The following is a 15,426-nucleotide window of genomic DNA, read 5'->3' as shown; positions in this document are numbered from 1 at the left end:
TGTACTTGTAGGCTTTTAACACTGTGCTTACCAAACTATATCTACTATGGTAAACTAAAGGCATACAAAAGTAAAGTCGCCCTAGAAGGGCGAGGTTTTAAACCCATTTTTCTGATAAATTCAATGTCGATGCCATCGCTAATCTTATATACAACGCGATCGCTGCCAATGTACCCAAGTGCGCGATATAGTTTGACACCTGGAAGTGTTGCCATCAGTTCGAGTGTGTGAAAGCCGTTTGCTTTAGCCTCGGCTTCGCATATGTGCAGTAATGCTCGGCCTACCCCCTGGCGTGCCCAGTTTGGATGCACGAAGAAAGCACGAATCTTTGCTGCTTCTTGGCGTGGATCGAGCATACTAGTTTCGCGCTGTGCATAGCGATCGCTACCGAATAGCGTTTTCCGCTTGCTCCATCCCCCACATCCAAGCTGCTTTTGTCAATCACTTTTACTGAACTGTTACCCTAGCACTTTCTTGTGGGTAGTATTCCTGTAAAAAATAGTAGCTGTGGTGTTCATTATTGGGAATCACTCCATTCACCACCTGTCCTATGACATTCTGACCAGATTTTTCCAAAAACTCTTTAGCAAACAAAGCATTAACAGAATCCACTACCTCCGGTCGAACTACCAACAAAACACCATCAGCCATTTGACCCAAAGTAGCAGCATCAGCAGCAACCGTTAATGAGGGAGCATCAATAATTACGAAATCGTAGGTAGTAGCAAAACTTTCAATCAACCCAGCCATTTTTTTGGAGTCAAGCAGAGAAGCTGGAGAGGGAGGCATTACGCCAGCAGTAAGAACATCCAAATTATTGATCGCGGTTTTGATTGCTGTCCTGACTTCTGCCTCCCCGACAATCACATTGCTAAGACCTTGATCGTTTGTCAATTCCCACATTTTATGTTGAATTGGACGGTGCAAATCTGCATCTACTAGTAAGATTTTACGCTCCATCTGTGCCATTACTGTAGCTAAATTAGCAGCTACCGTTGATTTACCTTCTTTGGGTACAGAACTGGTGACAACGATAACTTTTAACTCTTTATCGGCACTCATAAACCTCAGATTAGCCCGCAGCATCCGGTAGGCCTCACTGACGGGTGAGCAAGGAAAATCTCGAATCATAAGCCTTTGGCTATAAAACTCTGGTTCTTCTTTTTCGTGAATGGATTTTTTCGGCTTGCTAAAGGAAGGAATAAGCCCTAATACAGTCAGTCCTAGTAAATCCTTCGCCTCATCGACCGTTTTAATTGATTTATCTCTTGCTTCCAATAAATAAATAGTCGCCAAGGTTGCTAGAATGGCAATTAAGCTTGCACTCAAGTACATAGCTATAGGAGAAGAAATAGGTTCTTCAGGGACTATGGCTTTAGAGATGATGCTGGCATTACCTAAATTTTGATTTTCTGCTATGCGGCTTTCTTCTAGCTTTTGTAGCAAAAGTGAGTAGGTAGATTGCGCAGCTTGTACTTTACGTTCTAACTGGCGCTGCTGTTGTTCCAATCTCGGCAGATTGTTTAACCGTTGCTTGTACTCAGCTTGTAATTTAGATAAAGCAGCGGCTTGACTTGCTAAACCTAAACGGGTTGATTCTAATTCTACAAGCCTTGCAGAGAGTTGCTGTTGCAACTGTCCTAGCTGCAAGTTTTGATTTAATTGTGGTTGAGTTGTTCCTACAATCTGTTCGATCCGTTGTTGCTTTAGCCGGTTTAAAGATTTCAGTCTGTCTTTTAAATCTATGATTTGTGGATGATTTTCCTGTAAAACAATGCGCCTAGCTACCAGTTGTGACTCTAGCTGTTGGATTTCTCTGAGAATATCTTGTACCCCTGAAGTTTGGCTAAGGGAAGTCATAGTTACCGCTTGCTGGGAGTTCATACCCAATCTTTTACGGATTTCTTGAGACTGTGCTTCAGCATTGGCAAATTCAGATTGAGCTTCGCTAATTTGTTGTTGTAATTCTGCTATGACTTCTACTCCCCTTGTTGCTTCTTCTTGCAGGGAAACAACTTTGTACTTTTGTTTAAATTTGGCTAGTTCAGCTTCTGCTTGGCGAACTACAAACTCAGCATTTGGTAGTTGTTTTTGTATAAATTTGCGGGCAGTAGCAGCTTGCTTTCTATGATCGGATACGTTGTTTTCTAGATAGACAGTCATCAGAGTATTAACAACCTGCGCGGCTGTTGTTGGCTCAGTATCCCTGTAGGAAATTTGTAGAACATCGGCTCCTTTGACGTCTTTCACGGTAAGCCTTTTCAGAAATTCCTTGGTTTTCAAGGGTGTCTGTTGATTGTCTGTCAGGCTCAGTTGGTTGATAATTTCTTGCACAATTGGAGTAGAACGTATCACTTCTGCCTCTGTATAAAGAGGATTAGTTCTACTATCCTGCACCAGTGGTTCTAATCTTCCGATTTCCGTTCCTACTCCTGTAAGAACCGAAGTAGTATTTGTCCTTTGAAACCTTAGCTTTCCTTCTGCTAAATAAGCAGGTTTTTTTAAAAAAGAAAAAAACAGTACTGGAATCAGGAAAACAGGGAAAAAAGTGACTAAAGCAGGTATCCAACGGCGCTTCAGAATTAGCCAATATTTATCAAGTGAAAAGGCAGATTCTTGTACTTCCATAAAATTTTTTATTTTTGTCGATCGCTAAATTCAGTTAATATTGAATTAACAAAGTTTCTTTCTTGTAACGATTGATAAATTTTTGATGAAGTAAACTTATTGTTAAAGCACGAACAAATGATTTTGAGATTTACCACGATCGTAATGAACTGCTGTAATTGCATTAATAACTTGCTCTAAATCTTCGTTTGTGAGATTAGATCCAGAAGGTAAACAAAGACCACGTGCAAATAAATCTTCTGACACAGCACCGCCAACACACTCACAATCAGCAAACACAGGTTGGAGGTGCAACGGCTTCCACACCGGACGAGATTCAATTTGCTGTTTGGCAAGGGCAAGGCGGACTTGTTCTCGATCGGCACCAAAAGCCTGAGGATCTATTGTCAGACAAGTCAGCCAGCGAGTGGCTCTGCCAAAACAAGCTTCCGGCATAAATTCTATTCCTGGTAGCTTTCCTAAACCCTGCTGGTATATCTTAAAGTTGCGTCTTCTGGCTGCGACTCGCTCGCTCAAAACACGCAATTGACCCCGACCAATGCCTGCCAAAACGTTGCTGAGGCGATAGTTGTAGCCAATTTCCGAGTGTTGATAATGAGGAGCACGATCGCGTGCTTGGGTTGCTAAAAAACGAGCCTTGCTTACCAGCTGTTCGTCGTTGGCAACTAGCATTCCGCCGCCAGAGGTAGTAATAATTTTATTGCCGTTGAAAGAGTAAATGCCAATGCGTCCGAAAGTTCCGGGGGAACGTCCTTTATAGGTAGCTCCTAAAGATTCGGCTGCATCTTCAATTAAGGGGATTCCATAGCGATCGCAAGCTTCTAGAATCGGATCGATATCTGCGCTTTGACCATATAGGTGTACAAGCACAACTGCTTTCGGCAATTTGCCCATCCTGGCGCAGCGTTGGAACTTTCCCCACACCAAATCGGGATTCATGTTCCAAGAAGTGCGATCGCTATCAATAAATACTGGTTTGGCTCCCTGATAGACTATTGGGTTGGCGGTAGCCGCAAACGTCAGGGTAGAACAAAAAACTTCATCGCCACTTTCTATGCCAAGTAATCGCAAAGCCAAATGAATAGCCGCCGTGCCAGAACTTACAGCTGCTGCATGACCAGCACCAGTTGCTTGACAAAATTCTTGCTCAAAAGCATCTACGTGGGGACCGACAGGGGCAATCCAGTTAGTGTCAAAGGCTTCTTTGACAAATTCTAATTCGCGATCGCCCATATGGGGGGTTGAAAGAAGAATTGGCTTAGTCACTATTTGAATTAAACCAGAAATAATTTGTTTGAAAAGCTCCGAAGACCCCTCAAATTGAGTTGAGCCTATTGAGCAACACCTTTAATCATTCAGACATGTCTGCCTACTGCGGCGCTTCTCTAATCACCCGAGCAGGCATCCCTGCCACCGTGGTTCTTGGCGGAACATCCTTCATGGCGACTGACCCCGCACCGAGAGTAGCCCAAGCTCCAACGCGAACACCAGGAAATACAATGCTGCCCAGCGCCAAAAAGGCGCCTTCATCTGCTGATGCACCTCCCGCCAGATGAGACAGAGCCATATGTACATAATCTCCTACGCAACAGTCATGATCGACACTTGCCTTGGTATTAATAATCACGTGTGAACCAATTTGTGAATAAGGCTGAACTATTGCACCAGCGCAAACGACTGTACCTGCACCTAATGAAACTTCGGGGTGAACCCAAGCGAAGGGATGAACCACAGTTGCCCACTCAAGATCGAGCTGTTCTGCCACACGCTTCCGTACTTCGTTAGATCCTATACCAAGGATTGCATGAGAACAGCTTTGAGAGGTCAACTTACTTACCGGGCCAATTACAGGGATGTCAAAAATATAACTTCCCCACTTTTGCGGGTCATCGTCATAAAAACCTACTACCTGGTGTCCCGCAGCAATCAGCGTACTTGCTACCACTTTGGCATGACCTCCAGCTCCGATTACCGCTATTTTTTGGTTACTCATGTACCTCTTTCGCTTCCTGGCAACACAACAATCGAGCTAATTGGCAAAATACATAGCAATAGCGAAATCATCTATATAAAAAATTACACGGAAGCCACAATTAAATTTTCCACCTCAATGATGATTGTGCTAAGAGATAATCCTACACCAAACCCGGTAAGGCAGAGCCGACCGCCGATCCTATCTAATCCTTGGCTTAAAGCATAGCGACAGATAGCAATTGGTATAGATGCACCACTCGTATTACCTATTCCTTCTACAAATATGGGAACTTTTTCTTCACTCAGCTTTAATTTTTTGCGGATATAATCAACCATAAAAGTATTCGCTTGATGAAACAAAAATAAATCAATATCGTCTTTGTTTAAAGCACAACTTTTCAAAGCAAAATTGACGATTTCAGGCACTTCTTTGATTGAAAAGGAGAAGACGGCGGCTCCATCCATAGCCAGATCGTTATCGCTTCTGTAAGCTCCATCTTCTCTTAAGGTTGCTATTTGTGTCTCCTTTGTAGTTGGCATTCTCATGCCACCAGCAGGGACAATTAGCTTGTCATAATCATGGGCAATTGTTCGCCAGCAAGCTGTCAGTCCTTTACCTTTGGTGTCAAACTCTAAAAGACATGCAGCCGCCGCATCCCCAAACAACAAACGCTCAGTTTTATCTTTTGGATTCACCAATCTTGTCAGCGTATCTCCAATAGCAAGCACCCCGCACCTAATGTCACTACTTGCCAAGAGTTTTCCTAGAACAACGAGACCGTGTGTAAATCCTGCACAGCCAGCATTTATATCTAGCGTAAAGATACCTGGCTCCAGTCCCAGCCGATGACACAATATGAAAGAATTTCCCGGAATTGGATAGTCTGGAGTCTGAGTGATAGATATAAGACAGTCCACATCTTCTCTTCTTGTACCTGTAGCTTCAAACAGACCCTCTACAGCCTGATGCATCAAATCCAGTGCTGTTACCCCCACTTGTGCGACTCTTCTGTTGTGAATGCCGATTGTTTGGCTGACCCGTTCTATTTCCTGATGACCTAATAAGCCAGACAATTCACTATTGCTTTCAATCTTTTGAGGAATAGCGACTGCTATTCCCCGCATACTTATATGTGGAATTACCGTTTTGCTCATAGCTTCTGCATTACTTTAGAACGGATTTTCTTGTAACGATGATTGTGATGTTCGCTCTTATTAAAATAGACTTTTACCGGGATTTTATAGCTTTGCAACCTCTGTTTACAATACGATTGAATGAGTTTTCTCATTTTTCGTTCATCAATTGATCTATCTAAAGGCTTAACTACAGCAACAACTACATTTCCTGTAATGACATTGGGTTCCCCAAATACTGTTACCTCCTCGATTTCAGGCATCTGAACTAAGACATCCTCTACTTCTTGTGGAAAGACTTTTAATCCTCCTACTACAATAATCTCTGATTGTCTGCCAAGTATCTTGACGTAGTCCCCTTTCCTTTCGACGACATCACCTGTATTCATCCAACCTTGATCGTCAAACGGAGATGGTGCATTCAAATAACCAACCATAGCTGAGTTGGTTTTTATCCATAAAACATTGTCTACTATTTTCACCTGGTAATCTTCTCCACCGAGGCTCACCCATTTACTGTCAGAACTTTCACTTTTGCTGGACAATATTCCTAGTTCTGATAGTCCATAGGTCTGCTTTAACCTTACACCAGGAAAAGCATTAGCCAGAGCGAGTAATGTACTTTCAGGCATTACTTCTGTGCCATAGCTGATTATTTTCAAAGAACTTAAATCATACTCTTTGTAAGCTTCTGACATTAAAAGTAGGTTCAAAAAAGTAGGGGAAACTGGTAACAACTCAATTTGATAGCTTTCTATTAAGCGGCAGATGGTTTCTGGTCTCCTATCATCGTTTGTCACAGTTGTTCCACCATTGGATAGTTGGTACAACAACGTGTTGATTCCTCCGATGTGATCCAGCGCTAAAAACGCCAATGTGGTTAAAGCCTTTTTCCCCCTAACGTATTTAGATAGCAACCTTTCACAATCGTGCAGCATCCCTTTTGGGGTTCCCGTAGAACCAGAAGAAAATAAGACAATTCCAGGTGATTGTCGTTGCATAAATTCAGTCAAAACTGCATTCCCTACGCTGGTTTTGAGGTCTTCAATCACCAATCTTTCGCGATCGGCAATTGACAGAATGTAGTGAACATCTGCTATATCAAAATATCTTTTTTGTTCTTCCTTATTACTTCCACCTAAAGGCACCAAGATATTCTTTAACTGTATGAGTGCAAAAAACAAAGCTATAATCTCAGGAGAATAATCTCCTCGAAAACCTACGATAGATTTTTCTATACCTTCATCAGCTAAAATATTAGACCAGTACTTTATTCGATCTAAAAGCCAAGTGTAACTATAGTTCTGCTCATTCCAGATTAAGGCAGTTTTGTCACCATAATCCCCAAAATCAGACAAAAATCTCTCAAGGCTATTCATGAAACACCTCCAAGGTAAATAACCTGACCTGTAATGTAGTCACTCGCCTCACTAGCAAAGAAATCAACAACATTTTCCACATCTCGAAACTCACCTAAACGGCTTAAAGGCATCTGCTTAACAAGGTTTTGGATTTTCTCCTCAGGCACTTTCGCAATCAAATCAGTCATGATTGGTGAAGGTCCAATGACATTGACTGTAATTCCATATCTAGCGACCTCTCGAGCAAAAATTTTGGAAAATTCTTCGATAGCCGCCTTACTCGATGCATAGATTGCTTCACCTTCAATATGCATAGGAACAGCGACAGAACTAAAATTGATGATTCTGCCGTATTTCTCCTTCATCATCAGCTTGACACTTTCCCGCGACATATTGAAAACGCCAAGCATATTTATATCAAGTATTTTTTTAGCGCTAGTCTCTGGCATCAGAATGCAAGGATTCATAGAGGCTATCCCGGCATTGTTAATAAGTATATCCAGGCGTCTAAACTTTTTTCTTACTTCTTGCAAGACCCGTGTTACATCTTCGATGTTAGTCACATCGCCTTGATAATGGTAGTATCTCTCATGCCTCAAAAAAGATTCAGAACGAGCGAAACCACAAACAATAGCCTGTTTCTCCAAAAAACATTTTGCCAGATAAAAACCAATGCCTTTAGTGGTTCCTGTAATTAAAACAATGCGGTCTTGATAAAGACTATTCTTAACATGGTTCATTTCAGAGCACCTACTATATAATCTGCCAGCGTACCAATAGATCTAAAAGGACTTTTACTCTGGGACATAGTATGCTCATTGGCAAGGGTGATATCAACATTAAAGGTATCTGAAACTCCTGCCTCTACAAGTACAATAATGTTAACAACATGCATAGAATCAAAAGGTGAGTTACCTCCTAAAATTCTTGTTTCCTCACATATATCTTGAGGCAAAGGAATATCTGATTCCTCTCCAACTTCCCTGAATGCTCTTTCGATTATTTCGAGAACTTCTATTCTATTTAGGTTTGACACTGCATTCTCCTTTAGGCAACAAAATACTTATCCGAACCGTCTTGGATGAATTTTTCTTGGTGTCTTTGTGTCTTAGTGGTGAAAAAAACATTTTTGAAACACAAAGACACTAAGACACAAAGAAGAAAATAGTCTTGTTTACTCTATCCGATGCTGCTTTCGAGTTGATTTGTCTCCTCGTTCATGACAAAGGCAAGATTAATGAGATCTCCTATCGTCTTACTCTCAACTAAAGCATTGGATGAAATGACTCGATTGGCGTAAGTATCGATGGCAGAGATTACTGATAGTCTGGCGACTGAGTCCCAAGCTTCTCCCAATTCTTCTAATACTGTGTCTTCGGTAATGTTCTCACTGCTAATATCCATAGCATCACATAAAATTTCAAGCAGTTCTTTACGATTTATCATGTTTTCCTCTTTGCTAGCTTATATTCTTGTAACGCTTTTTTGAAAATTTACTGAGTTCTGTGAATTAGATAGCAAATAAACGATCGGCGGCTATTGAATTGATTTTCAATTCCTCATTACTGATGTTGTGAAACTGTTGCAATATCAATTGCAATGTCAATAAACATTACAATCACATCTATCGCTTGATGCTCAATCCTACTTTTACAAGGCTGATCGTGGACACTATCTAGGAGTTCACAAAATGATTTCCAGGGAACGACCTCATTCAATCGTTTGAGTATTTCTTTTTGGTTCTCTTGATTTTGTGGTGATAAGTAGATTTGATGAATTATGGAACTCTTATGGCGCAGGGCTTCTGGATCGATAATTGATAGGAAGCTAACAGTAACCCCCACCTTTTCCACCGAAAGTACAAGAGAAACCTCCTTTTTTTTAATCAACTTTGTCATAGCACTTTTCAACATTGCAAAAAACTTGCTAATGACCCATTCCTACCTCGCCCAGAAATAACCATACATTCCATCAGCTCCAGATCCATAGATTTAGCTGGTTCAAATCATCTAAACGATCTCGCGTACAAGCATGAATGCTTCTGCCGCTGGTAGGCTCACGGTGGCGCCACGCAGCCTGGCTAAGGCTTCAATAACCTGTAAAGAGCGAGGATGGGGTGGTTGTTTGAGCTGACTCTGATAGCAGTTCATTGCTTTGAGCTTGTAGTCCAAATAGTCTGTGATGTCTACAAAGACCGTAGGGATAAACGCTGAATCCCCAAAAGGGTCTGACCATTCTGTCTCTGAAAGGGTTTCATAACAGAGGATCTGGTTCACAGAGCAACCATTGATAGGACGAGCAGCTACCAATGCTGCCTGGTACACAACTTGATGGTCGGCGTGAATATCACCTCGATGAGGTAAGTAAAGAATATTGGGGCAAACAGAACGAATAACCTCGCCAATAGCATCAGCTAATTTGTATCCGGGGATAGTATCTAGTTTTGGAGCTGGAAAATCCAGGAAATGAATACCAGATACTTTCAATAGAGTATGCGCTGCCCGTAACTCTTCGCGACCTTTTTCCACAGCTTCCCATGAATAAATATCTGGAGCACCACGGGTTACTACTAAAACATGTACTTCATCGCCCTGAACTGTATGGCGTGCAATGGTGCCGCCGCAGCCGAGGACTTCATCATCCGGATGAGGCGCAACAACCAATACTTTACTCTTCATAGCCTCACTGTAATTAGGGTTGTTTGAATGGGAGATTAGGGGTCAGAAATCTTTTGCTCAGCTAGGTGCTAGAAACATCTTGGTTTCTGGGCCCCAGCAGAATAGGGTATCTAGGATAGACAGGTAGGGAATGAAGCCTAGTTCTGGGAACAGCTGTTTGTAAGTCGGAAAGTCAAATTCCTGCCACAGGATCTTGACTTCTGCCGCATCAAATGCCTCTAAATCCATATATCGCCTGCCACCAGAACCAGACAGATAGGTATCTGCTCCAACCGCTTTGCAAGCATTAATTAACAGTTCGCTCTTGCTACCTTCTACATTCAGTGTGGATAGATTAACAATTGGAACTTTAATTTGCAACTGATCCATCACCCACTGGATCAGAGTCATGTCTAGGTCGCAGAGGTAAGTCCACTCGCGATTCAGAATGTCTTGGAGTTCAGGTGCATAGCGATCGAAATAGGGAGCTTTGGAGTAGTTAGTAATAATGCTGCCCCATTGTTTCTGAACCCAGGGTTGTTCCAGATTTATCAGCATTTCGTTGATGCGTTCTTCGTCGCGGGTGCAGTGACAAACAGGAACTGTCAGCCATTGTTCACCCTGTTTGGTTTTGATTTTGCTGCGATTTTGAACTCCCCGACGCTGGAATTGGACATTGTCCATTGCTACAAAGATGTCGCAGCCTGCCAGTTTGTGGAAAAAGCCTAGGTAGGGCAAATATTGGGGTTGGTGAATTGCTGCAATGACCATAATGGAGGACAAACAGTGGGTAGAAGGGAGGATTAGTCTGAAGTTTGAGAAGAGGGAGCTTTTGCGTACACTCCTTCCTTGCGAAGCACGACCGGAATTGTACGTGCCAAAATCAATAGATCGATCCAGAAGTTCCAGCGATCGACATACCAGAGATCGAGTTCAATTCTTTGTTCACGAGTGTTGTCCAAGCCGCCATTGACTGCTTCCCAGGCAGTAATGCCGGGAGAGACCAATAGACGGCGTTTCTGGCGATCGCTATATTTGGGCAATTCCAGGGGCAATAGGGGGCGGGGCCCCACCAAACTCATGTCGCCCTTGAGAACGTTGAATAGTTGGGGTAGTTCATCCAGATGGTATTCGCGTAAGAATTTACCAACCGGGGTGATGCGCGGATCGCCTTTGAAGGTATTCAGCCCGGCGCCGATATTGACGGCACCATCAACCATTGTTCGGAACTTGTAAATTGTAAACGTGGTGCCCAATTTGCCCAGCCGCTCCTGGCGGAACAAAATGGGGCCGGGGGAACTGAGCCTGACTAACAAGGCGATTGCAAGGAAAACAGGCAATAGGATAAGAATCGCTATGCTGGCGATCGCAACATCCAACAGGCGTTTGAGCACCAATTGCACTTGCATGCCTTTCCGTTGTTTAAGATAAGCTTGCTCAACTTCTTTCAATTTGTCTGCTATTCGCACTTCAGTAAACATCTGCTCACCCTGGTACTGCAAATTACATTTATCGCTGAAAACTAATACCTTAATGAACTTTGATTGTTCTATAGAATTCCTATTTAATTTTTGAAAAAGCGACCTACTTCTGAAGTTTCAAAAAATCAAAGATGGTATTGCCAAGAAATCACTAGACTTGTCCAAAAATTTGCAAAGCACTCTGAGTCTGGCTTTGCACAACGTTAACATTTAGCCAGAACTAACGTAATCATCAAGGTTAGACATCGTTGCCGATCGCAACTATCTGTAAAAATGTTGATAGCTAATTCATAAAAATCAAACCGAATTCCTATAGATGAATCTCTCTATCACCTAATTTGTCCAACTTTTTTGTTTCTTGTTCATCAAGTGTCATTTGTAGCTATCAAGCTGCAAATAATTCCTCTATAAAATCCGCATATTTTTCATATATTTTCTTCCCATCCATATTGGTTTTTGCGTATTCCAGACACCTTTTTCCCATTTCATTTAATAGATGGCGGTTTTCGTTTAAGTAAAGCAGAGCATTTGCTAAAGAATCTGCATTTTCCGCTTCATACTGTAGTCCTAGCTTAAATTCTTGCAAATCTTGTTCAAACATCCCTCTTAAAGAAGAGATGACTGGAAGACCCAAGAAAAGATACTCAAATGTCTTATTGACTGTATTTGGTGGAAAGGCTGCAACATAGGGTACCAAACCTATATCTGATTTAAGTAGTATGGGAAGGGCGCTATCAAAGGGGATGCGGCCTGTAAAAGTAACGTTTGTCAAACCTAGATCCTCTGCAAGTTTCCTTACCGAACTGTAGGTTGGTCCATCTCCAATCAGAATAAATTGAATATTTTTATTGGCACAGATATCTGCAGAGCGAACTACGGTTTCTAAATCATAAGAGTAGCCAAAGGTACCTATGTAAGAGGCGATGATAGAACTGGATTTGTTTGGCGGTTCTTTCTCTGGGATCTGAACTTCCTGAGTATCAAACCCCAAAGTAAATGATGCTTGTGTAAGCGGATTTTGATGGTTGCGAAAACTTGCTAAATAATCTAAAGATTCTGGAGAGATTGCAACTAGCCCAGAAGCGAGATTGGCAGCTATTTTCACATCTTGTCTGAAAGACGTGAGTAGAAGGCTACTCAGAAACTTTCTGATCGATTTAGGAAAAAAAGACTCAAGATCTCTCGGCCAGGGATCTTGCATATCCACCAGCCCTAATATACCCGTTTCAGCACAAAATTCCATAGCAACACGAGCTGACTCAGTGGGAGGAATACTTGCCACAACTAGATGAATAGGTTCCGATACGTGCAATGACTTGAGAGAATCTAAAACTCCACGTGCGTAAGCTCGATGGTTAATAATACGACGCAGAGAAACATTTCTATAATACGGAGGTACATGAACAAATACTGCTCGCAAATCCTGGTTCCGATCGGATGTTGGCTGTTTCCTGTATTGCTTAGTAACATGTAAAAAATCACTAGTAATCCAGCTGACTCGATGACCTCTCAGAGCCAGTTCAGCAGCTAACATGCTATATCGATAGCGTCGATTACTTTCCCAAGGCAGAAAATCGTACGGATTAACAATTACAACATGCATTTTCCTTACCTGAATCTAATAACTTCATATACTCCTTAAGCAACTGTGAAGCGATCCGATCCCAAGCATATTTCTCTTCAACTAATCTCCGTGCAGCTTGTCCCCTGATCGGAAGATGAGGGCGTTCTGCGAGAACCCTGCGTATACCGCTTGCGATCGCTGATGGCTGTGCTTCAACTGCCCATCCAGCCCCAGCGGCAGCTACCTCTGCTGCAACATTAGTACCTGGTGTGAGAAGACAAGGCACTCCGAAACACAGAGCTTCTAGGACTGCTACGGGATGTCCTTCATAACGCGAGGTATGCAGAAATAAGTCTGCACCCTGGAGAACCGCTTGTTTAGCTTTCCCCCAAACAGGATCTTGCAGACTCACAATATCCTGAATTTGATAAGCCTTTACGATCTGCTCAAGCCTGGTCTTACTCCCCGTTACGCCAGCTACATCAGGGCCATATAAACCGATCTTAACTTTCGCATCTCTCAAATCTTCTTGAATCATTGCACAGGCTTCTAACAAAAGGTCTAAACCTTTATGATTGATATCTAAACGTCCTAAAAAGACAAACTCTAATTCCGTCTTCTTTCCAGGGTTTGCCAACGCTTCAACTGGTGGTATATCTACTCCATTCCCCACCACAAAAACTGGACGATTCCATGCTTTTACATCAGCAGCTTCCTGCTCTGTTAAACAGTGTAATGCCATAGCATGGCGCACCATCCACTTAAAAAATGCAATATTTCCAGCCATTTTTTTCCATCTTTTTACCTGCTGCGCTCCCTTTGTCATTCCACCTCGAGGACAAATTATATAGGGAATTTTCCTGTGGAAGGCTTCGTAGATGAGCAGAGCATGCACTGGTATGTAAGTACTGTGAAAAACAAGTAGATCGGGTTGATTTAAAGGTTCTGGTAATGCTGCAATTGTATTATGTAAGGGAAGATCTTTTATAGAAATGACTTGGTATGGTTCTGGTTTACTATAACGACCAGACCATGTGGTTGTTAATAGTCCGGTTTTCACTCCTACCTGATGAAGTGCCTTAGTTAAGGAAGGTACAGAAACTGTTAATCCGGCAATGTTTTTATCTGTAATTGGTGCAATATTCAGTACAATAGTCGGTCTTTCTCTTCTTCGATCAAAGCTATCCATCTCGGCTGTTTCCTCCTTACTTAATAGCTTGATTTATTTAATCGTCTCAGTCTCTAACTCAATTTTGAGATAATTCATAGATATGGACATCTTTAGGTTTGAGCGAACCAGTTAGTTTTCCACTTTTCAAGACCATGCCAGACGGACGATTGTGAAATAGTGGTTTTAATGAGCCTGTTACCTTTGCAGGAATTGTAATGGAAACTTTTGTTGTTTCTGTGAGGGAGGTATTGAGGATAACTACATAAACACTACTGCCATACGTCCACTGTCCAGCCAACACATTATCAATTTGAGTATCTATCTTTCTTAAGGAACCGCTTAACAATATTGGTCTAAGCTTGTTGATTTCGGGAACCAGAGATTTTGCCATATTCCAGACTTCTGGCTCTTCCCTTATATAGTTTTCTTCATCGAGGTAAGTGTAGAGGATAATTCCTTTAACGCCAGCCAGCAATGCTTGGTAAGTCATGTTGTAAACCTCTGCAGCTGTTGGCCAGCGATCTCCTTGCCAGCTAAAGGTTTGCAAATTTGCAATCAGCAGGCGATCGCGCTCATCTGACACAGGTCGGACAGAGTTCAAAACATTATTAACCTCACCGAACAAATCAGGTCGTTTTTTTCGGATCGGATAAATCTGACAGCCAATTAGGTCAGCAACATGAGCATAATCTGGTAATTTCTTCGGTTCGCCAACACTGGCGTAAGTAAAATGTTCAGGATCGTGAGTTTTGACTTGTCTGTGAAAGTCAAATATTTTGACATTGCTGGCTCTACCAGGAACACCTACATCGTCAGCAATAAACCAACCCAAAACAGCCGATTTATCTTTAAATTGATCTACAACAGCAAAAGGGGAGTTAGTATCCTCAAGATCGGTGATAACATAAACACCAAGTCGCTTTGCATCGTCAAGAAATTGATTGTAGTCATCTAGTTTATCCCAAAAAAGAACTAAGGTATTGAATCCTGCATCAGCAATTTCATGCAGTGCCTTTGTTCGATGGGTAGGAGTCAAGGAATTGTAGTAGTAATAATAAAAGCCAAAAGGAAAAAATGGCTTACCATCAACTATAATATTACTCTTAGAAAAGGGTTTATTTTCATCAGTATGTAGGGTGTTATTAGTTAAAAATAATAAAGTAAAATAGACGGAAAGTGAAACAAAGAAAATAAATAAAAGCAACATCCATTTGTGAAGCCTCCTACTAAATAACTGACTGATTATTTTTTTCTTGATATTAGCCATATACTCAAATTTAGCTCTACTGTTCTGATTAACTAAGAACATATTTAAAAACTTAGGTACTGCTTTTATAGCAGATGATGATTTTCTGAAAACTTTACCTGGGAATATTTTCAAATGTTCTACTCCAAATAGATTGGAAAAGTTATCGTGACTAAGCCTCAGGTGTCATCACACATTAACAATTGCAAA

Annotated in this window: 16 protein-coding genes; all 16 read right to left on the bottom strand. The window is 41.8% G+C overall.

Translation table 11 applies throughout. The features are described from left to right. Positions 1-44: 44 nt before the first annotated feature. The 16 genes from HXY43_RS05985 to HXY43_RS05910 all read right to left on the bottom strand — a co-directional run bounded on the left by HXY43_RS05985 (position 45) and on the right by HXY43_RS05910 (position 15,351). Positions 45-356: a GNAT family N-acetyltransferase gene (locus tag HXY43_RS05985; RefSeq protein WP_290881144.1), complete on the bottom strand. Its 312-nt coding sequence runs from the start codon at positions 354-356 to the stop codon at positions 45-47. Between the two features lie 91 nt (positions 357-447). After that, positions 448-2,628: a polysaccharide biosynthesis tyrosine autokinase gene (locus HXY43_RS05980; RefSeq protein WP_290881142.1), complete on the bottom strand. Its 2,181-nt coding sequence runs from the start codon at positions 2,626-2,628 to the stop codon at positions 448-450. A gap of 102 nt (positions 2,629-2,730) precedes the next feature. Beyond that, the gene (locus HXY43_RS05975) at positions 2,731-3,894 is read right to left on the bottom strand and encodes a DegT/DnrJ/EryC1/StrS family aminotransferase (RefSeq protein ID WP_290881139.1); all 1,164 of its coding nucleotides are present in this window, start codon (positions 3,892-3,894) and stop codon (positions 2,731-2,733) included. A gap of 103 nt (positions 3,895-3,997) precedes the next feature. Continuing rightward, complete coding sequence (locus HXY43_RS05970) at positions 3,998-4,621, bottom strand: acetyltransferase (protein WP_290881137.1); 624 nt, start codon at positions 4,619-4,621, stop codon at positions 3,998-4,000. Between the two features lie 83 nt (positions 4,622-4,704). Continuing rightward, positions 4,705-5,757 (bottom strand): 3-oxoacyl-ACP synthase III family protein, encoded by a 1,053-nt coding sequence (locus HXY43_RS05965; protein ID WP_290881134.1) that lies wholly within the window; start codon positions 5,755-5,757, stop codon positions 4,705-4,707. Next, complete coding sequence (locus HXY43_RS05960; protein ID WP_290881132.1) at positions 5,754-7,115, bottom strand: class I adenylate-forming enzyme family protein; 1,362 nt, start codon at positions 7,113-7,115, stop codon at positions 5,754-5,756. Before HXY43_RS05960 ends, HXY43_RS05965 begins: the two co-directional genes overlap by 4 nt. Then, complete coding sequence (locus HXY43_RS05955) at positions 7,112-7,837, bottom strand: SDR family oxidoreductase (protein ID WP_290881131.1); 726 nt, start codon at positions 7,835-7,837, stop codon at positions 7,112-7,114. Before HXY43_RS05955 ends, HXY43_RS05960 begins: the two co-directional genes overlap by 4 nt. Next, a complete protein-coding gene (locus tag HXY43_RS05950) occupies positions 7,834-8,133 on the bottom strand; it encodes a hypothetical protein (protein WP_290881129.1) in 300 nt (99 codons plus the stop codon). The genes HXY43_RS05955 and HXY43_RS05950 overlap by 4 nt, the downstream gene beginning before the upstream one ends. A 143-nt stretch (positions 8,134-8,276) precedes the next feature. Beyond that, the gene (locus tag HXY43_RS05945; protein ID WP_290881126.1) at positions 8,277-8,543 is read right to left on the bottom strand and encodes an acyl carrier protein; all 267 of its coding nucleotides are present in this window, start codon (positions 8,541-8,543) and stop codon (positions 8,277-8,279) included. A 116-nt stretch (positions 8,544-8,659) separates the two neighbouring features. Then, positions 8,660-8,995, bottom strand: a complete 336-nt coding sequence (locus HXY43_RS05940) for a hypothetical protein (protein WP_290881124.1) — start codon at positions 8,993-8,995, stop codon at positions 8,660-8,662. A gap of 111 nt (positions 8,996-9,106) precedes the next feature. Then, positions 9,107-9,775: a PIG-L deacetylase family protein gene (locus HXY43_RS05935; protein WP_290881121.1), complete on the bottom strand. Its 669-nt coding sequence runs from the start codon at positions 9,773-9,775 to the stop codon at positions 9,107-9,109. 57 nt (positions 9,776-9,832) lie between these two features. Then, positions 9,833-10,525 (bottom strand): WbqC family protein, encoded by a 693-nt coding sequence (locus tag HXY43_RS05930; protein ID WP_290881119.1) that lies wholly within the window; start codon positions 10,523-10,525, stop codon positions 9,833-9,835. 32 nt (positions 10,526-10,557) lie between these two features. Then, positions 10,558-11,235: a sugar transferase gene (locus HXY43_RS05925; protein WP_290881116.1), complete on the bottom strand. Its 678-nt coding sequence runs from the start codon at positions 11,233-11,235 to the stop codon at positions 10,558-10,560. A gap of 385 nt (positions 11,236-11,620) precedes the next feature. Further along, a complete protein-coding gene (locus HXY43_RS05920; RefSeq protein WP_290881114.1) occupies positions 11,621-12,838 on the bottom strand; it encodes a glycosyltransferase family 4 protein in 1,218 nt (405 codons plus the stop codon). Next, entirely contained in the window at positions 12,819-13,988 is a 1,170-nt protein-coding gene (locus HXY43_RS05915; protein WP_290881112.1) for a glycosyltransferase, read from the bottom strand. Before HXY43_RS05915 ends, HXY43_RS05920 begins: the two co-directional genes overlap by 20 nt. Positions 13,989-14,046: 58 nt before the next feature. Next, positions 14,047-15,351: a hypothetical protein gene (locus HXY43_RS05910; RefSeq protein WP_290881109.1), complete on the bottom strand. Its 1,305-nt coding sequence runs from the start codon at positions 15,349-15,351 to the stop codon at positions 14,047-14,049. Positions 15,352-15,426: the final 75 nt, after the last annotated feature.

This window comes from Fischerella sp. (assembly GCF_013388695.1).
Lineage (GTDB): Bacteria > Cyanobacteriota > Cyanobacteriia > Cyanobacteriales > Nostocaceae > PCC9605.
The sequence above is the reverse complement of the archived record's forward strand: the minus strand, read 5'-3'. Positions and strand labels throughout refer to the sequence as shown.